This window comes from Allobosea sp. (assembly GCF_035999205.1).
Taxonomy (GTDB): Bacteria; Pseudomonadota; Alphaproteobacteria; order Rhizobiales; family Beijerinckiaceae; genus Allobosea.
Map to the genome: position 1 here is coordinate 241,194 of NZ_DASYHA010000026.1, position 18,105 is coordinate 259,298.

14 protein-coding genes are annotated in these 18,105 nt (G+C 67.5%); 7 read left to right on the top strand and 7 right to left on the bottom strand.

Annotation, left to right across the window (positions count from 1 at the left end):
- Positions 1-123: 123 nt before the first annotated feature.
- On the bottom strand, positions 124-519 hold the full coding sequence (gene rplS / locus VGN82_RS23085; protein WP_327529421.1) for a 50S ribosomal protein L19: 396 nt from the start codon (positions 517-519) through the stop codon (positions 124-126).
- Positions 520-725: 206 nt separating this feature from the next.
- Here rplS and VGN82_RS23090 point away from each other — a divergent pair, with 206 nt between their 5' ends.
- The gene (locus VGN82_RS23090; protein ID WP_327529422.1) at positions 726-1,514 is read left to right on the top strand and encodes an SDR family NAD(P)-dependent oxidoreductase; all 789 of its coding nucleotides are present in this window, start codon (positions 726-728) and stop codon (positions 1,512-1,514) included.
- A gap of 109 nt (positions 1,515-1,623) precedes the next feature.
- Here VGN82_RS23090 and VGN82_RS23095 read toward each other — a convergent pair whose 3' ends face one another.
- Positions 1,624-2,529 (bottom strand): cell wall hydrolase, encoded by a 906-nt coding sequence (locus VGN82_RS23095; RefSeq protein ID WP_327529423.1) that lies wholly within the window; start codon positions 2,527-2,529, stop codon positions 1,624-1,626.
- Between the two features lie 600 nt (positions 2,530-3,129).
- On the opposite strand from VGN82_RS23095, the gene VGN82_RS23100 reads away from it, so the two are divergent.
- The 5 genes from VGN82_RS23100 to VGN82_RS23120 all read left to right on the top strand — a co-directional run bounded on the left by VGN82_RS23100 (position 3,130) and on the right by VGN82_RS23120 (position 12,309).
- Entirely contained in the window at positions 3,130-6,054 is a 2,925-nt protein-coding gene (locus VGN82_RS23100; RefSeq protein ID WP_327529424.1) for an autotransporter outer membrane beta-barrel domain-containing protein, read from the top strand.
- Positions 6,055-6,146: 92 nt separating this feature from the next.
- Positions 6,147-6,776 carry a LysE family translocator gene (locus VGN82_RS23105; RefSeq protein ID WP_327529425.1) on the top strand — a complete coding sequence of 210 codons (630 nt, stop codon included), beginning with the start codon at positions 6,147-6,149 and terminating at the stop codon, positions 6,774-6,776.
- A 279-nt stretch (positions 6,777-7,055) separates the two neighbouring features.
- Positions 7,056-9,137, top strand: coding sequence for an elongation factor G (locus VGN82_RS23110; protein WP_327529426.1), 2,082 nt, complete (start codon positions 7,056-7,058; stop codon positions 9,135-9,137).
- Between the two features lie 223 nt (positions 9,138-9,360).
- A complete protein-coding gene (locus VGN82_RS23115) occupies positions 9,361-11,070 on the top strand; it encodes an AMP-binding protein (protein WP_327529427.1) in 1,710 nt (569 codons plus the stop codon).
- A gap of 126 nt (positions 11,071-11,196) precedes the next feature.
- Positions 11,197-12,309: a sulfite oxidase gene (locus tag VGN82_RS23120; protein WP_327529428.1), complete on the top strand. Its 1,113-nt coding sequence runs from the start codon at positions 11,197-11,199 to the stop codon at positions 12,307-12,309.
- Positions 12,310-12,313: 4 nt separating this feature from the next.
- Here the strand turns inward: VGN82_RS23120 and mtaB are convergent, their stop codons facing one another.
- Together mtaB and dapF are read right to left on the bottom strand one after the other, a co-directional pair.
- Entirely contained in the window at positions 12,314-13,603 is a 1,290-nt protein-coding gene (gene mtaB / locus VGN82_RS23125) for a tRNA (N(6)-L-threonylcarbamoyladenosine(37)-C(2))-methylthiotransferase MtaB (RefSeq protein ID WP_327529429.1), read from the bottom strand.
- Entirely contained in the window at positions 13,603-14,487 is an 885-nt protein-coding gene (gene dapF, locus VGN82_RS23130) for a diaminopimelate epimerase (protein WP_327529430.1), read from the bottom strand. The genes mtaB and dapF overlap by 1 nt, the downstream gene beginning before the upstream one ends.
- A gap of 169 nt (positions 14,488-14,656) precedes the next feature.
- On the opposite strand from dapF, the gene VGN82_RS23135 reads away from it, so the two are divergent.
- A complete protein-coding gene (locus tag VGN82_RS23135) occupies positions 14,657-15,538 on the top strand; it encodes a GyrI-like domain-containing protein (RefSeq protein ID WP_327529431.1) in 882 nt (293 codons plus the stop codon).
- A gap of 164 nt (positions 15,539-15,702) precedes the next feature.
- Here the strand turns inward: VGN82_RS23135 and VGN82_RS23140 are convergent, their stop codons facing one another.
- The 3 genes from VGN82_RS23140 to VGN82_RS23150 are packed head-to-tail and all read right to left on the bottom strand — an operon-like array spanning position 15,703 to position 18,052.
- Positions 15,703-16,761 (bottom strand): MBL fold metallo-hydrolase, encoded by a 1,059-nt coding sequence (locus VGN82_RS23140; RefSeq protein ID WP_327529935.1) that lies wholly within the window; start codon positions 16,759-16,761, stop codon positions 15,703-15,705.
- Between the two features lie 47 nt (positions 16,762-16,808).
- The gene (locus VGN82_RS23145) at positions 16,809-17,408 is read right to left on the bottom strand and encodes a class I SAM-dependent methyltransferase (protein WP_327529432.1); all 600 of its coding nucleotides are present in this window, start codon (positions 17,406-17,408) and stop codon (positions 16,809-16,811) included.
- Positions 17,409-17,425: 17 nt separating this feature from the next.
- Positions 17,426-18,052: a LysE family translocator gene (locus VGN82_RS23150; RefSeq protein ID WP_327529433.1), complete on the bottom strand. Its 627-nt coding sequence runs from the start codon at positions 18,050-18,052 to the stop codon at positions 17,426-17,428.
- Positions 18,053-18,105 lie beyond the last annotated feature (53 nt).

Sequence of the window (18,105 nt, forward strand, 5' to 3'; positions counted from 1 at the left end):
AACCCGAGGGGTGCGTGATCCGCCATGCTTTCAGTGCATGAGTTGGATTGATGTTGTGTCCTGGCCAAACAAAAACGCGGCCCCGAAGGACCGCGTTCGAATGTTCCAGCGCTGGCGCCAGTCTTACTTGCCGGCAGCCTTGTCGCCCTTGGGGGCCTTGGCCTCGACACGCTCGGCGATACGAGCCGACTTGCCGCGACGATCGCGCAGGTAATAGAGCTTGGCGCGGCGCACCTTGCCCTTGCGGACGACCTTGATCGAATCGAGGTTCGGCGAGAACAGCGGGAAGACGCGCTCGACGCCCTCGCCGTAGGAAATCTTGCGGACGGTGAAGCTCTGGTTGAGGCCGCCGCCGTTGCGGGCGATGCAGACGCCTTCATAGGCCTGAACGCGGCTGCGCTCGCCTTCCTTGACCTTCACGTTGACCTGGACGGTGTCGCCGGGCTGGAAGTGCGGGATCTCGCGGCCTTCGCTGAGCTTGGCGATCTGCTCTTTATCGAGCTGTTCGATGATGTTCACGGGTCTCTCCAATTGCCGTTGTCGCGCTTGGTTGCGCGGGCGTTCGGCACGCTGTTTTCAGTTGAGTGCGCGGGCCATACAGGAGAAGGCGGCGTTTGTCGAGCGGCTGTCGCGGCTAAAGGCTGCGCGCCCTTACGCTTGGCCGGGGCGACGCGTCCGTGCATAGGCTGGGCCCAACGAGAATGACAGCCATCGGGTCGGAAAAAATGCCTCAGGAAAGCAACAGGGTCGCCCTCGTCACCGGCGCCGCGCGCGGCATCGGGCTCGCCACCGCGAAGCGCTTCCTCGCGGAGGGCTGGCAGGTCGCGCTGCTCGACATCGACTGGCCGGCGCTGGAGACCGCCGTTGCGGCACTCGCGCTGCCCGAGGATACGCTGGCGCTAGCCTGCGACGTGTCCGAGCCGGGCCAGGTCGAAACCGCATTTGCGACGCTCATCGCCCGCTTCGGGCGGCTCGACGCGCTCGTCAACAATGCCGGCACCGCCGTGTTCAAGCCGGTGCTGGAGACCAGCCTCACCGAATGGAACCGCGTGCTGGCGGTGAATCTGACCGGCCCGTTCCTGACGAGCCAGCTCGCTGCGCCGCTGATGGCCGATACAGGTGGCGGCGCCATCGTGAACATCACCTCGATCTCGGGTCTGCGCGCCTCGACGCTGCGTGTCGCCTACGGCACCTCGAAGGCGGCGCTGGCGCATCTCACCAAGCAGCAGGCGGCGGAATTCGCGGGGCTCGGCATCCGGGTCAACGCAGTGGCGCCGGGGCCGGTGGAGACGGCCATGGCGCAGGCGGTGCACAGCCCCGAGATCCGCGCCGATTATCGCGACGCGATCCCGCTCGCCCGCTACGGGCTGGAGGAGGAACTGGCGGCCTCGATCTTCTTCCTGTGCAGCGAACAGGCGAGCTACATCACCGGCCAGACGCTGGCCGTCGATGGAGGCTTCGATGCGGTGGGCATCGGACTGGCGACGCTGCGGGGCGAAAGGCGGAATCTGTAAGAAGCCGTCGCTCTGGGCCTTAGTCGCCACGCAAGCCGAGCAGGCCCAGGCCTCGCATCAGCTTCGCCGCCGGTGCTCCATGCATCGGCGGCAGTGCTCCTGGTACAGGTCAGTCCTGCTGCAGGGACCCGCGAAGACGGCCGGAGGCCGGCATCAGCGCAGCGAGGCGGACGTCGCTCGCGGGCGGCGAGACGAATGCGCGCTGGGTCTTCTTTGGCAGGTCGAGGTCGAGCGGCCGGTTGGGCGGCAACGGCGCGTTGCTGACGAGCCGGACGGCCGCACTCGCGGAGGCCGTGACTGCCGGTGCGGGCGCTTCCGAGGCGAAGGCCAGCGGCGCGGCGGCGAAGGAGGTCGGCATCGTCGAAGAGGCGGTAGCGATAGGCGCGGGCGCGGAGACCGCAGCCAGCTGATAGCTCGGCTCCTCGATGCGACGGCGTTCGGGGCGCTCGCCCTTCACGTAGAAGGCGTTGCCGCCTGCCACCGTCACGTAATGCATGTTGGGATAGGAAAAGCGCATGCCGGCCATGTGAAAATGCTTGGCCGATCCGACGGCATCGTGGCGCCGGCCATTCAGGATATCCTCGGCGATGGCCTCGATCTTCGGCAGGTCGCGAGCAGCCATCTGACGCGTGAGCACGCCCGCGGCGAACTGGCGGGGCGCCCCGACGACGCCGCAGATCGTCTCGGGATAGCGGGGCGCTTCCACCCGGTTCATCACGACCGTGCCGACGCTCAGCAGGCCGGCCTCGCTCGACCGATTCGATTCGAAATACATCGCGCGAACGAGGCATTCCTTCTCCCGCGGGTCGGCCTTGGCCAGATCGACAGCGCGTTTGCGGGCCTTGTGGGCCTCCTTCGTCGTGGGAGCGGTCGTCGCAGCGGTCTCGACGGGCGACATGCTGCACGCACCCAGTGCCGGTGCAGCGAGGGAGATCAGAAGCGGGATCGCCTTGCGCTTGTTGCGGCCCATGCCGGGGAACGGGAGAGCCTTGGCGGCGATCGTTGCCCGCTTCATGCGGTCACCTCCTGATTGCGGGATATGGCTTGCCGCGGGTGCGGCGAACCGTCGTCACCGGAAAGGAATCTCGAAAACCTTATCAGAAAGTTAATTTCGAAAGGAAGGGGGGCGATGCTGATGACGCCGGGGCCGGTCGAGACGGGCAGCGCCGAGGCGGTCAATAGTCCCGAAATCCGCGCCGATCGCCCTGCGCTCAGCCGCGCGGCGATGCCGCAAGCATCCGTGCGAGGTTCTGTTCGGAGCGATCCTGCCGCCAAGCCTTGCCGGCCACACCGATACCTTCCGGCCGGATGACCCAGAGGGCACCAGAGTACATTCCGGTGCCGCACGCCACGATCGGTAGTGAGAAACGAATCTCGGCCATCCCGAACTAGGTTCGGTCCCAGCTGTCACGTGGCATTGAGCCTTGTGTGAACCAGCATCCGTGATCGGTGGTGCCGGGTTCAGCTCCAAATTAGTTGACTATTTTTGAATCCGGCGGAAACGGTCTTGACAGAACGTGGCGCAATCCAGCGCTAATGCGGCCTTCCCTTGCGCTCCGATGGATTGCTTATGCCTACGACCTCGCGTTCCCTCCACCAGGCAACGTGGGCGTTGTTGTCGACCGTCAGCCTCGCTGTCATGGCCGCAGCCCCGGCCGCGGCACAGAGCTGGATCGGCACTACTCCCGACTGGAACAACACCGCCAACTGGTCGACAGGTGTGGTGCCCGCCGGGGTTGGCACCACGATCGTCGCCGCCGGCGGCACGGTCTTCCCGACGCTCAGCGGCATCGCGGCGAACGTCAATAACTTGCAGCTCGGGGCTGCCGGATCGACCGCGTCGCTCGCCTTGTCGGCAGGCGCTTCGCTGAGCGCCTATTCCATCGTCATCGGTCAGGCCGCGGGCCAAACCGGCGTCCTGCAGGTGGCCGGGCCGACGACGAAGTTGACCGGCAGTTTCCTGAGTCTCGGCTTCAACGGTACCGGTACCCTGCTCCTGACGGATGGAGCCACTGCGAACTTTTCGGAGACAGTCACTTCGGCCAACTTCGCCGGCAGTGTGAGCACCATGACGCTGTCCGGTGCCAATACGTCGTACTACGCGCGCAACGGCCATGGCATCGGCGTGAGCGGCGACGGCACGATATCGATCCTCGCAGGTGCCCGTGCGGATGACAGCGGCGTCACGCTCGCCCAGAATGCGGGGTCGCGTGGAACAGCGACCGTCAGCGGGAACGGCAGCGCCTGGAATATTCGCGCGGCTCTCGTCGTGGGCTCTCAAGGTACCGCCAATTTCGGCATTTCCGATGGCGCCCGGGTCGCCGTAGCGTTCAACACGCTGGTCGGGCACCAGGCGGCGGGCAAAGGCACTCTCACGCTCGACGGCGCTGGCTCGCGCCTCGATACCAGCGGCTACACCGTCCTCGGCAACTACGGGCAGGGCAGCGCCGTCATCTCGGGCGGCGCCGTGCACCAGACCAACCAGGGCATCATGGGCTGGTATGCCGGTTCGCGCGGCGACCTAACGGTCTCCGGCGAGAATTCTCTGTGGCTGGGCACGACATATCTGATGGTGGGCAATCTCGGCTCGGCCGAGGCGACCTTCGCCAATGGCGGCACGGTGCGCATGACCGCAAGCACCGGGCAGATCAGTATCGCCAACGGTGCCGGCTCGACGGGAACGGTGAATATCGGCGCCGCACAGGGCGCCGCGCCGCAAGCACCAGGCTTCATGCAGGTCGGAACGATCCGGTTCGGCTCGGGTACCGGCAAGCTGGTCTTCAACCACACCGCTTCGGGCTATGCCGTCGATGCCGCCATCGTCGGCAAGGGCACGGTCATTACCGAGAACGGCACCACGATCCTGCAGGGCGCCAACACCTATACCGGTGCGACCGAGGTCCGGGGCGGCACGCTCGTCGTCAACAGCACGATCGCATCCTCGTCGGGGTTGACTGTCGCGGCCGGCGGAACCGTCAGCGGTACCGGCACGCTGCCGTCGATGACTGTGAACGGGACGCTGTCGCCGGGCAACTCGCCGGGGACGATGACGATCAACGGCAACCTGACGCTGGGGCCGACCGCGGTCTATCTCGCCGAGCTGCAGGGTGCGGTCGCAGACCGGGTCAACGTGAACGGCACAGCCGCGCTCGCCGGAACGCTGCGGGTCGTCTCCCTGGGTGGGGCCTACCAGTTCTACTCGCCCTACACCCTGCTGTCGGCCACGGGCGGGCGCAGCGGCAGCTTCAGTCAGGTCGACGCGACCGGCGCTTTCGGCGCCGCCGTCGGCACGGCCGTGAACTACACGGCCACCGATGTGCAGCTGTCGCTGACGCCGAAGCCGCTGGTGCCGATCGTGGCGCCTGCGCCGGGTGTCGTGTCATCGGTCAACGCCTTTTCCGTGGCTTCGGCCATCGATGCGGCGGTGGCGAACGGTGGCAACCCATCGTCGCTGTTCGCCATCTACAACCTGCCGGCGGCTGCGATTCCGGCGGCGGTCAATACCCTCTCGGGCGAGGTCCATACGGCGGCGCCTGCGATGGCGAATGTCGTCTCCGACCAGTTCCTGCGCACCATGCTCGATCCGACCGCCGCCGGCCGGCTCGGCGCAGGTTCGGCCGGGCCGGCTAGCGCTGCCTTTTCCGGCCTCGTGCGCAAGGGCGCGGACCAGCCCGTCGAGCCGTCGCGGCTGGACGCGCCGTTCTACTCGGTCTGGGGCTCTGCCTATGGCTCCTATGGCCGCACCGACGGCGCCGCCCGCATGGGCTCGGCCAGCCGAAGCATCGACGATGCCCATCTGGCAACCGGCGTCGATGTCCGCCTGATGCCGGGGACGGTGGCCGGCATCGCGGTCTCTGGTGGCACGGCGCGCGCCTCGCTGCCGGGCGTGCTCGGCAAGATCGACGCCGACGTCTTCCAGGCCGGCCTGTACGGTGCGACCCAGCTCGGGCCGGTGAAGCTCGGCGGCGCGCTGAGCTATGCCAGGCTCGAGAACGATGTCAGCCGCGGCATCCCTGCCGTGGGCTCCAGCCTATCCTCGTCCTACGCGACGACCGCTTGGAGCGGGCGGCTGCAGGCGAGCACGGCGCTGCTCAGCTGGAACGGCCTCGCCGTCTCGCCGCTCGCGGCGCTCCAGGCGACGCATGCGCGCAGTCCGGCCGTGATCGAGGCGAACTGGATCGGTGGCAACGCCGGGGCGTTGGCGCTCAACAAGCGCAACGACGTCACCGCCCGCAGCGAGCTAGGCGCGCAGTTCGATGCCGATGCGGTGCTGGGTTCGGTCCCGGTCACGGGATATGTCCGTGCGGCCTGGGCGCACTACTTCCAGCGCGATGCGGACCTCACCGCGAGCCTGATCGGGCTGCCCGGGGCAAGCTTCGCCGCGACCGGTGCCGAGGCCGACCGCAACAGTGCACTCCTCTCTGCCGGCCTCAAGGCGAAGCTCAGCGAGCGCATCTCGCTCGGGCTGAACATCGATGGCGAACTCTCCGGCAACAGCAACCGCCTGGGCGGCTCGGCCCAACTCAAGGTGAGCTTCTGAGCGGGCAGGGGATGCGGCGCATGGTGGCGCCCCGGGCGTTTAGCGACCGGTAGCGGACCTGCTGCAATCTGACGAAGTTGCACTATTCGCGCATGAGCCTGCACGCTTACCTCCTGTTCGTCGCCTCCTCCATCGTCCTGGTCCTCGTGCCGGGGCCGGACATGGCCTACATGCTCACCCGCACCGTCGCGCAAGGGCGCAGGGCAGGGAGCATGGCGGCGCTCGGGATCAATGCCGGTGCCTATGTGCATCTCGCCGCGGCGATCGTCGGCCTGTCCGCCTTGCTACTGGCCTCGACCACCGCTTTCACCATCGTGAAGTGGGCGGGGGCGGCCTATCTCTGCTACCTCGGCATCCGCGCCATGCTGAGCCGTGACGCGCTGGTGGACCTCACGGGCAGCGAAATGAGCGGGCGGAGCCTGCGCGCGGTGTTCTGGCAGGGGTTCTGGAGCGATGTGCTCAATCCAAAAGTCGCGATCTTCTATGTCGCGCTCCTGCCGCAGTTCATCGATGCGCAGGCCGGGCACGTCACGATGCAGCTCGTCCTGCTGGGCGTGACCAGCAACGTGGTCGCAATCGTCATCAATCTCGGGCTCGTCGCCGGAGCGGCACAGCTGACGAGCAGGCTACGCCGCAGCGCGCGGGTTGCGCTGTGGCTTCAACGGGCGATGGGCCTGCTTTTCATCAGCCTGGGGGTCAGGCTCGCCGCTCAGAAGGCATAGGCGCCGACGGTCGCTTTTCCTCCAGACCCGTTTCCGCTAGCCGGCCGCAGTCTTCGGCGCCGCTGCATCGCACAAGAACTTTGTCTTGCGCCCCGCCTCCAACGGCGCGAACCTGCCCCCACAATCCCTCTTCGACGGCCGCCCGGTCTCGTCGGGCCGGTGCGACCGCCGCCCGACCGGCGTGGGTACGTCCATCCGTCCCCGCCGGCTTCATGCCGCAGCGGGACTTCGAGGCTCTCGCCTTGCTGCCCTTCGCGGACAGACCCGAAGGAGGACAGCATGCCAATCCCATCCCGAACCGGAGAATCCGCGAACGGCGTGAGACGAGCGGGGCCGCGATGCATCGCCATCGTGGGCCCCTTCCAGAGCGGCAAGACGACCCTGCTCGAGAGCATTCTGGAACGCTGCGGCGCACTGTCGCGCGCTGGAACGGTGAAGACGGGCAACAGCATCGGGGATAGTTCGCCCGAAGCGCGCGCGCATCAGATGAGCACGGATCCCAACGTCGCCAGCGTCGAATTCCTGGGCGAGCGCTATCATTTCATCGACTGCCCCGGCTCCGTCGAATTCCTTCACGAGATGCGCCATGTCCTGCCGGTGATCGACGCCGCGATCGTCGTCTGCGAGGCGGACGACCGAAAGGCGCCGGCGCTCGAACTCGTGCTGCGCGAACTGGAGGAGGCCGATATCCCGCGCTTCCTCTTCCTGAACAAGATCGACACGGCGACGCGGCGCGTGCGCGAAACGATCCCCATCCTGCAACGGGCATCCCGGACGCCGCTGCTGCTCCGCCAGATCCCGATCTGGCTGAACGGGATCGCGATCGGCTTCATCGATCTCGCTCTCGAGCGGGCCTTCATCTACCGGGAGCATGCGGCGAGCGAGGTCGTGCCCCTCGCGGCGGAGGAGGCAGGACGGGAGAAGGAAGCGCGCTTCTCGATGCTGGAGAAGCTGGCCGATTACGACGATGCGCTGATGGAGGAACTGCTCGCGGACATGGAGCCGCCGCAGGACCGCGTCTTCGACGACCTCGCCCGCGAGTTGCAGGATCGTCACGTCGTGCCGGTGCTGATCGGTTCGGCCGAGCGCGGCAATGGCGTGACGAGGCTGCTCAAGGCCCTTCGCCATGAGGCGCCCGATCTGGCCGAGACCCGCGGGCGGATCGGCGTCGTCGCCGATGGCGTGCCGCTCGCCCAGGTGATGAAGACCTGGCATTCCAACCATGGCGGCAAGCTCTCGCTCGCCCGCGTGTTGCGTGGCCGGCTGGCGGAAGGCGATGTCGTGACCTCATCGAGTGGCGTCGAGACGCGCATCGCCGGGGTCGTCGAGCTCAAGGGGCAGGAGCAGCTGCGCCGCCCCGCCGTCGAGGAAGGCGATGTCGCGGCCTTCGCACGGCTCGATGGCGTCGCGACCGGCGATGCGATCGCGCTCGGCAAGCTGCGAGCCCCGCTGGTCAGCACGATCGCGCCGCCCGAGGCCGTGCATGGGCTGGCGGTCGCGGCCAAGGATCGCAAGGACGACGTCAAGCTGACATCGTCCCTGGCGCGGCTTGCCGATGAGGATACGGCACTGGCGATCGAGCAATTGCCGGAGCTCGGTGAACTGCGCCTGGCAGGGCAGGGCGAGATGCATCTGCGCGTCACGCTGGAACGGCTGGCAAGCCGTTACGGCGTGGGAGTGGAGAGCCGTCCGCCGCAGATCGGCTACCGCGAGACGATCCGCGGGCGTGGCAGCGCCCGGGGGCGCCACCGCAAGCAGAGCGGTGGCCATGGTCAGTATGGCGACGTCGTCCTTGAGGTTGCGGCATTGGCCCGGGGAGAGGGCATCCGCTTTGTCGATCGCATCGTCGGCGGCGCGGTGCCGCGGCAATACATCGCCTCGGTCGAGGCCGGCGTGCGGGACTACTGTCGCACCGGACCGCTCGGCTTCCCGCTCGTCGATCTCGAGGTGACGCTGACCGACGGCTCCTATCACACCGTCGATTCCTCTGACATGGCGTTCCGTCAGGCGGCGCGGATCGCGATGGCGGAGGCGGTGCCCCAGGCCAAGTCCGTGCTGCTGGAGCCGATCCTCGCCGTGGAGGTCGTCATCCCCTCCGAGGCGATGTCGCGCGCCTCGGCCATCGTCTCGGCCCGGCGGGGACAGATCCTGGGCTATGACGCGCGGCCGGGCTGGCGCGGCTGGGATCAGATCAATGCGCTGATGCCGGAGGCGGAGATGGCAGGGCTGATCGTCGAGCTGCGCTCGGCGACGTCCGGCGTCGGCTCCTTCAGCGCGCGCTTCGATCACCTCGCTGAGCTCGCGGGCAAGCCGGCCGAGGCCATCGTTTCGGCACATGCCTTGGCGCAGGCGCGCGGCTGAACGGCAGATCCGATCAGGTGGAGCCCTGATCGGCCAATCCGCCTCGCCCGGGACGCCGGCGGCGCTTGCCCGGGCGTCAAATCAGTTTACATGTAAACCTTTAAGCAGATAAGAATTCGGCGGGCGCTTGCGCCCGCCGAAGCTGTTCCGCAGTGTAGGACCACCAAAAAGGACCGGCACGCCTGTTCGACGGGTGAATGCGGGGCGACAGGGGAGGATGATGATGAACGCGAGCGGCGCCCAGCAGGCGAAGCACGATCCGCGGCCCTGGCTGGCGCATTATCCGGCCGCGGTGCCGCCGCAGATCGGCGATGCCGGGACGCTGGCGGATCTGATCGCCGGTGCTTGCGAGAACTATGGCGGGCGCCCGGCCTTCGAGAGCTTCGGCAAGACGATCAGCTTTGCGGAGACGGGAGCGGCGGCGCGGGCGTTCGCAGGCTGGCTGCAGTCCAGGGGCTTCCGCAAGGGGGATCGCGTGGCGCTGATGATGCCCAACATCCTCGCCTATCCGGCGGCGATCTTCGGCGCCCTGATCGGCGGGTACACCGTCGTCAACGTCAACCCGCTCTACACGGCGCGCGAACTCGCCCACCAGATCAATGATTCCGGCGCCCGCGTGCTGGTCGTGATCGAGAACTTCGCCCATGTCGTCGAGGAGGCGAAGCCACAGCTGAAGCTCGATGCCATCGTCGTCGCGACACCGGGCGACCTGATGGGCTTCAAGGGACATATCGTCAATTTCGTCGCACGCCGCATCAAGAAGGTGGTCAAGCCCTTCAACCTGCCGGATTTCGTGCCGCTGAGGACGATCCTGGCGGGAGCCGAGGAGATGTCCCCGGTGACGGTGACGCCGGATGATGTCGCCTTCCTGCAATATACCGGCGGCACGACCGGCGTCGCCAAGGGCGCGACGCTGACGCATCGCAACGTCGCCTCCAATGTCGAGCAATGCGGCCTCTGGCTTGGCTGGGCGCTGGAGCCGCCGCTGGGACGTCGCGATTATCAGCACGTCATGGTGACGGCGCTGCCGCTCTACCACATCTTCGCCCTGACCTGCTGCTGCCTGTTCATGCTGCGGATCGGCGCGAAGGGCTTGCTGATCGCCAATCCGCGCGACATCGCCGGTTTCGTGAAGACGCTGAAGGTGAGCCGGTTCACGCTGATCTCGGGCGTCAATACGCTCTACAACGCGCTCGCGAACCACCCTGAGTTCGCGCAGGTGAATTTCGACGAGCTGCGCTTTGCCGTTTCAGGCGGGATGGCGACGCAGGCCGCCGTTGCCAAGCACTGGAAGCAGGTCACCGGCCGGCCGATCATCGAGGGCTATGGCCTGTCGGAGACCTCGCCGGTCGCCTCGATCAACCGGCCCGACATTTCCGAGTTCACCGGCACGGTCGGCTTCCCGCTGCCGTCGACGGACATCGCCATCCGGGACACCGAGGGCAACGACCTGCCGATCGGCGAGGCCGGAGAGATCTGCATCCGCGGCCCGCAGGTGATGGCGGGCTACTGGAAGCGCCCTGACGAGACGGCCAAGGTGATGTCGCCGGATGGCTTCTTCCGCAGCGGCGACATCGGCGTGATGCAGCCGGACGGGCAGATCCGCATCGTCGACCGCATGAAGGACATGGTGCTGGTCTCCGGGTTCAACGTCTATCCGAACGAGGTCGAGGACGTCATCGCGATGCACCCGGGCGTATTGGAATCGGCGGTGATCGGCCTGCCTGACGAGCATTCCGGCGAGGCCGTCACGGCTTTCGTGGTGCGCAAGGACGATACGCTGACGGCCGATGAACTGCGCCTGTTCTGCAAGGAAAGCCTGACCGGCTACAAGGTGCCCAAGCAGATCTTCTTCCGGGAGAGCCTGCCGAAGACCAATGTCGGCAAGGTCCTCAGGCGGGCTTTGCGCGAGGAGGTCGCGACCAAGGCGTAGCGGGGGCAGCGGACGGGGCGCCGCCTCGGCATCGCCTTCGTGGGCGGGCTGGTCTAAGCTGGGCACGACGACACCGCGCTCCGGCCTCTCCGGCGTGCCCGACGATGCCAACCGGAGAGCGGCTGTTTGCCTCATCCCCTGCTCGACCTGCCGTTGCTGCGCCGCCTCAAGCCAGGCCTCTATGTTCACGACGACGCCGCGCTGAATGCCGAGCCGGCGCTTGAGTTGCTGCGTGATCCGGTCACGCCGATCGACGCCTTCTTCATCCGCAACAATGGCGACGTGCCGGCAATCGAGGCCGGCCGCGACTGGACGCTGACGATCGACGGCGAGGTCGAACGGCCAGCCGTCTGGACGGTTGCAGGCTTGCGCGAGAACTTCGAGACGGTCACCGTCACCGCCGTGCTTGAATGCGCAGGCAATGGCCGCTCGCAATTCTCGCCGGCGACCGACGGGCTGCCCTGGCGACTTGGCGCGGTTGGCTGTGCGCGCTGGACCGGGGTGCGGCTGAAGGATGTGCTCGAGCATGCCGGCGTCCGGCCCACGGCGGTCTATACCGGGCACTACGCGCCCGACCGGCTGATCAAGGATCCGTCGCGGCCGGCCCTGTCCCGTGGCCTGCCGATCGCCAAGGCGCTGAGCCCGGAAACGCTGATCGCCTTCGCCATGAACGGCGAGCCGCTGCCGCGCCTGCATGGCGGACCGCTGCGGATCGTGGCGCCGGGCTTCCCCGGCTCGGCCTGGCAGAAATGGCTCGACCGCATCGCGCTGCGCTCCAGCGAGCATGACGGCGAGAAGATGCGCGGGACGGACTACCGCATGCCGACACGGCCGATGCGGCCGGGCGAGCCGCTCGATGAAAGCCAGTTCGCTGTCATCACCGACATGCCGGTGAAGTCGCTGGTAACCTCGCCCGTGCATGGCTTCACCGTCCCCGTCGGCGGCATGCTGGATGTCTCTGGCTTCGCCTGGAGCGGTGCGATCCCGCTCGCCGGCGTCCGCGTTTCCCGGGACGGCGGAGCCAACTGGGTCGAGGCGGCACTGGAGGAGGGCGAGGGGCCCTTCGCCTGGCGGCGCTTCAGCGCCGAATTCGCAATCGAGCGTGCCGGGCCGCTCGCCGTGCTGGCGCGGGCGCGCGACGTCGAGGGCCACACCCAGCCGTTGGAGATCGCGTGGAATCCGCGCGGCTACTGCAACAACCAGGTTCAGCGCGTCAGCGGCGCTGCGCGGGACGGCTGAGCGTCTACGCCGCCAGCAAGGCGCGTGCGTCCGCCAGGCCTGCCGAGACGGGCAGGATTTCCCCGGCGGCTACGTCGCGAGCGAAGCGGACCAGCGTGAAATCCTCGGCGCGGCCGGTATTGCCGCGTTCGGTCAGGACGCTGAGCGGCCGGCCGAGGCGGGCATCGAGATGCGCGGCGTGGGCTTTCGCGGCGGCGGCGCGCAGGCGGGCCGCCCTCTCGGAGACGACCTCGCCCTGCAGCTGCGGCATGCGCGCGGCCGGCGTGCCCGGGCGCGCCGAATAGGGGAAGGCGTGAACGAAGCTGAGCCCGCATTCGGCGATCAGGTCGAGCGAGCGGGAGAACATCGCCTCGTCCTCGGTCGGGAAGCCGGCGATCAGATCGGCGCCGAAGGCGATGTCGGGGCGGAGCTCACGCATCTCGGCGCAGAAGCGGATCGCGTCGTCGCGGCCATGGCGGCGCTTCATGCGCTTCAGGATCAAATCGTCGCCAGCCTGCAGTGAGAGATGCAGATGCGGCATCAATCGAGGTTCGGTCGCGATTGAAGCACGCAGGTCGTCATCGACTTCGACGGCGTCGATCGAGGAGAGGCGCAGGCGCGGCAGTTCGGGTAGCGCGCGCAGGATCGCGCGAACGAGCCGGCCGAGCGTCGGTGCCGTCCGATTCCCAGAGTACTCAAGGTCGCGGCCATAGCTCGTCAGGTCAACGCCGGTGAGGACGATCTCGCGCGCACCGGACTCGACCAGCCGGCGGCATTGCGCGACCACAGCGTCGGGCGCGAGCGAGCGCGAATTGCCGCGGCCGAAGGGGATGACGCAGAACGTGCAGCGGTGGTCGCAACCGTTCTGCACCTGCACGAAACCGCGCGTCTGCCGGGCCGAGCGGCCGCTTTCGACCGCGCCCAGCATGGTCTGGGCCATGATGTCGCCGACCGCAATCTTGTCGGCGGGAGCGTCGTCCGCTGCCGCCATCAGGCTGTTCGAGCGTGCGAGTCCGATCCAGGTCGCAGCCTGCGTCTTCTCGGCATTGCCGATGACGCGGGCGGTCTCCGGCATCTGCGCGAAGCGCTCCGGCTCGATCTGCGCGGCGCAGCCGGTGACGACGACAGGCCGATCGGGCCGTTCGCGCCGGAGCCGGCGGATCGCCTGCCGTGCCTGCCGCGTCGCCTCGGCTGTCACGGCGCAGGAGTTGACGATGGCGAGGTCGGCGATTCCGGCGGTCTCAGCCTGGCGCCGGATCGACTCGCCCTCGACGATGTTGAGGCGGCAGCCGAAGGTGACGACCTCAAGGGTCATCAGGCGGCGGCCTCGAAGAGTTCGGGGGCGAGCGTGCCCTCCCATTCGAACTCGACTGGACCGGTCATCAGGACATGGCCGTCGCTCTCGCGCCATTCGATGGTGAGATCGCCGCCGGGCAGGCTGACGACGGCCTTGCGGGCCGAAAGCTCGCGGCGCACGGCCGCGACGAGGGCCGCGCAGGCCCCCGATCCACAGGCCTGGGTGATGCCGGCGCCACGCTCCCAGACACGCAGGACGATATGGTCGGGCGCCTTCACGGCGGCGAGTTCGATATTGGCGCGGTCGGGGAAGATCGGGTGATTCTCGAGCAGGGGCCCGATCTGCTCCAGGTTGAAGCGATAGGGATCGTCGACGAAGAAGACCGCGTGCGGATTGCCCATGTTGACGGCGCAGGGCGTGTGCAGGATCGGATCGTCGATCGGGCCGATCTGGAGCTCGAAATGGGCGGTGTCGTGGAACGGCTCTGCCAGCGGGATCTCCTCCCATCCCAGCCTGGGGGCGCCCATGTCGACCGTGAAGACGAGCTCGCTCTCGCGCCGCGCCGGCAGCAGCCCCGCCTTGGTCTGCAAAGTCAGAGCCGTCTTCGCGGGATCGCCCATGGTAGTGTCGGCCAGCATCGCCCAGGCGACGCAGCGGGTGCCATTGCCGCAGGCACCGGCTTCGGAGCCGTCGGTGTTGTAGATCCGGATGAAGGCGTCGGTGCCTGGCGTCAGCGCGTCATGCAGGACCATGAGCTGGTCGAAGCGGGCGCGAGGCTCGGCTGCGATCGCCCGGGCATCGCTCTCGCCGACGCGCAGCTTCGTTCCACGCAGGTCCAGCACCGTGATCTGGTTGCCGAGACCGTTCATCTTGAGGAACCGGCGATGGGCAAGGGCGTTCATTCTGTCACACATCCCATGAAACGCGGCTCTATGACGGAGGTGACGTTAAAAAGCCACCCTCCAGGTCGTTTCTTGCCAGGCTGTTCCTTGGGGTAAGTGGACATTCTATGTTGCGCTGCAAGGGCGCGAATCACTTTCAAGATCGTTTGCAGTGAGCAGGACCATGACGATGCGGCATTCCCGGATTGCTGTTGTGGCGCTGAGCGCTCTGCTGTGCGTGCCTATGGCGGCTTTCGCCCAGACACGCGTCGCGCCACCGACAGCCGTCGAATCGGCGCCGCTGGCGCCGCCACCTGGCGCTGCCGTGCCGGCCCAGGCGCAGCCGGTGCCCAATCCGCCTGCGGCCGTGCCGGAACCCGTTCCAGGGCCGCAACCGGTCCAGCCCGCGCCGGCACCGCAACGACCGGTGACGCCGGAGCCCGTGCAGCCCGCGCCGACGCCGCAGCTGCCGCTCGAGCCGCAGCCCGTGCAGCCGCCGCCGACCTTGCCGGCACCAGGGCCAGTGCAGCCCGTGCAGCCGCCGACACAGCAGCAGACAGGAGTCCCCGACCCCAACGCCACATTGGCCGGCAAGCGCGGCGATCCGAGCGATGTCGATCCGGTCCTGCTCGTCGCCAAGCCGGTCCTGACGCTGTCGGGCACGGCCGGTTGGGACGAGGGCTTCAAGCGGTTGGCGGAGAGCTTCCGCATCCTGCGCCAAGAGGCGGCGAAGGCGCAGCTTCCGATCGCGGGGCGGCCGCTGACGCTGTTCCTGGAAACCGACGACAACGGCTTCCGCTATCAGGCGATGCTGCCGGTCGGGCAGGGGCCGGCCGGCGTGCCTGCCTTGGGCAACGGCGTTCGTGCGGGGATGTCACCCGAGGGGCCGTCGCTGCGCTTTGTCCACATCGCGCCTTATGACGATATCGACTCGACCTATGAGACGATCACCGCCTATCTCGAGGCCAAGAGCATCACCGTGAAGGATGCGTTCCTCGAGGAGTATGTCGGCGAGCTCACGGATCCGGCCGACCCCAATCTCGAGATCAACGTCTACGTCCAGCCGCGCTAGCAGCCAGCCGCGGTCAATAACTCCAGCCCTCATCGTGAGGAGCTGCGCAGCAGCGTCTCGCAGGATGCTCCAGATGGCTGCAGAGCCTCCTGCAGCATCCTGCGAGACGCCATTCCTGACGGAATGGATCCTAAGGATGAGGGCTGAGGAAGCGTCAAACGACGCTAAGCAGTCCAGCTGAGGCCCGGCCGCATCGGCCTGAAGCGCTCCTCGGCCAACCCGGCCTGCGCCAACGCGGTGGCGAGCGCGGCCGGCGGGCGTTCGATGCCCTCATCGGTGAGCTGGAAGGTCCCCCAGTGGTGGCCGAGAGCTTCTTCCGCCTTGAGCGCCAGCATGACCTTCACCGCTTCGTCCGGATTCATGTGGTTGTCCGACATGAACCAGCGCGGCTCATAGGCGCCGATCGGCAGAACCGCGAGGCGGAACGGCCCATACTCGGCGCCAAGGCGCTCGTAGAGCGAGCCATCATGATAACCGGTGTCGCCAATGTGGAAAATCTTCGTGCCGGCCGCCTCGATGACGAAGGAGCACCACAACGCCATGCGCCGGTCGAAGGCGCCGCGCGCCGACCAGTGATAGCTTGGTACAAGCGTGACCGCGACGGAATCCGACAGCGCGAGGCGGACCGACCAGTCATGTGCCTCGGCGGCGGCATCGGGGATGCGGGCCCTGATGATCGTGTCGTTGCCGAGCGGCATGATCATGCGCGGGCGGTCGCGCTCATGCAGGCGGGCCAAGGTCTCTATGTCGAGATGGTCGTAATGATTATGCGTGACCAGCACGGCATCGATACGGGGCAGGTCGTCAAACGCGACGCCCGGCTCGTTGACGCGACGCGGACCGAGGAACGACAGCGGGCTCGCGCGCTGCGAATAGACCGGATCGATCAGCAGGTTGAGGCCTGCGACCTGATAGAGGAAGGAGGCGTGGCCGAGATGGACGATACGGGCGCCTTCGACGGTGGCCGGCGGCTTGTCCTGCGGCGGGGCCGCGTAGTGCGCCGGAAAGGCCTCGCGATCGCGCTTCGAGGTCTGCCATTTCAGCACGTCGGCGAGCCCCTTGGTCACCGGCCTGCCGTCGGTGAAGACGACGCCGTTGAAGTTCTCCGTCACGGGCCCCTGATAATAGGGGTTGCGGGAGCGGGAGATCGAGGCCCAGGCGGCTCCGGTTGTCCCGAGGATGGCGGGGATGCCGATGAGGGAGAGAAGCTTGCGACGGTTCATGGCGGACAAGGTGGGGCTGCGTGGGACAGCGTCAAGCCCCGGCGTCCTCACGCTCGCTTGACCGCGGTCACATGCAGCCAGCGTGTCGGCTCGCCGTCATAGCCGCCGCCGAGGTCTTCGACGAGATCGAGCCTCTGCCAGCGATCTGCGCCATAGGCGCCTTTCAACCAATCCGGCGAGGGATAGTTGTAGTATCGGCCGAAACGGTCGCGTCCTTCCTCGGTGCCGGCCTTGTAGCTGGCGTAGAATAGCCCTCCGGGCTTCATTGCAACGTGAATGCGGTCGAGGACATCGGGCAGGGCGCTGCGCGGCACGTGCAGCAGGCAGGCATGGGCCCAGATGCCATCGAAGGCTTCCTGAGAGTCGAGATCCTCGAACAGCAGCACCTCGACCGGCCTGCCGAGTCGTTCGCTCGCCTGTGCGGCAAGTTCTGGCGAACCGTCGGTCGGTACGAGGTCCAGCCCGCGCGCCAGCAGTTCCACGCTGTCATGGCCACCGCCGCAGCCGAGTTCGAGCACGCGGGCGCCGGAGGGCAGGGCTGCTGCGAATGCCTCAATCCGCTCATGCTCGGCCTCGCGCGAGCGGTCGGCATAGGCTTGCGCCTCGGCGGCGTAGAAATCGAGGGTCGCAGCGTCGCGCGCGGTCATGAACCTTTGTCCGGTCGTCAGCGCGTGCTGGTTCGCATCGCGACGGTCGCGATGCCGGCCCCGATCAGCAGGGCCCCGCCGGTCCGGTTGATGGCACGGATCGCGCGCGGGCTCCTCACGACGGCGCGGGCGCGCGAGGCGACCAGCGCGTAGCCGAAGGCGTTGAGTGCTGCGAGCGTCACAAAGGTCGCCTCGAAGATCAGCATCTGCGTCCAGAAATCCGCCTTCGGATCGAGGAACTGCGGCAGGAAGGCGACGAAGAAGGTGATGCTCTTGGGGTTCAGCGCCGTCACCAGCCAGGCATGGCCGAGCATCTTCAGCGACGAGACGGCGTCCTCGCGCGGCTTGGCATCGAGCGTGCCGCCGGCACGGAACAGCTTGATGCCGAGCCAGACCAGATAGGCCGCTCCGACCCATTTCAGCGCCGTGAACACGGTCGCCGAGGTCGCCAGCAAGGCGCCGACGCCGAGCATGGAGAGCGTCATCGCGGTGAAGTCGCCGAGCGCCACGCCGGCCGCCGTCGGCAGCGCCGTGCGCCAGCCCTGGCCGAGCGCGTAGGACACTACGAGAAGGATCGTCGGTCCGGGAATCACCAGCAGGACAGCGGTGGCGGCGGTGAAGGCAGCCCAGGTTTCGAAGGTCATGGCAGGCTCCGGGATATGGCTGCGGCGAGCCATCCCCAAGGCGACGCGAATGT

Coding starts and splice junctions, on each gene's coding strand:
- VGN82_RS23090 (WP_327529422.1), top strand. CDS start 726: ATGCCTCAGGAAAGCAACAGGGTCGCCCTCGTCACCGGCGCCGCGCGC.
- VGN82_RS23095 (WP_327529423.1), bottom strand. CDS start 2,529: ATGAAGCGGGCAACGATCGCCGCCAAGGCTCTCCCGTTCCCCGGCATG.
- VGN82_RS23105 (WP_327529425.1), top strand. CDS start 6,147: ATGAGCCTGCACGCTTACCTCCTGTTCGTCGCCTCCTCCATCGTCCTG.
- VGN82_RS23110 (WP_327529426.1), top strand. CDS start 7,056: ATGCCAATCCCATCCCGAACCGGAGAATCCGCGAACGGCGTGAGACGA.
- VGN82_RS23115 (WP_327529427.1), top strand. CDS start 9,361: ATGAACGCGAGCGGCGCCCAGCAGGCGAAGCACGATCCGCGGCCCTGG.
- mtaB (WP_327529429.1), bottom strand. CDS start 13,603: ATGACCCTTGAGGTCGTCACCTTCGGCTGCCGCCTCAACATCGTCGAG.
- dapF (WP_327529430.1), bottom strand. CDS start 14,487: ATGAACGCCCTTGCCCATCGCCGGTTCCTCAAGATGAACGGTCTCGGC.
- VGN82_RS23135 (WP_327529431.1), top strand. CDS start 14,657: ATGCGGCATTCCCGGATTGCTGTTGTGGCGCTGAGCGCTCTGCTGTGC.
- VGN82_RS23140 (WP_327529935.1), bottom strand. CDS start 16,761: ATGAACCGTCGCAAGCTTCTCTCCCTCATCGGCATCCCCGCCATCCTC.
- VGN82_RS23145 (WP_327529432.1), bottom strand. CDS start 17,408: ATGACCGCGCGCGACGCTGCGACCCTCGATTTCTACGCCGCCGAGGCG.
- VGN82_RS23150 (WP_327529433.1), bottom strand. CDS start 18,052: ATGACCTTCGAAACCTGGGCTGCCTTCACCGCCGCCACCGCTGTCCTG.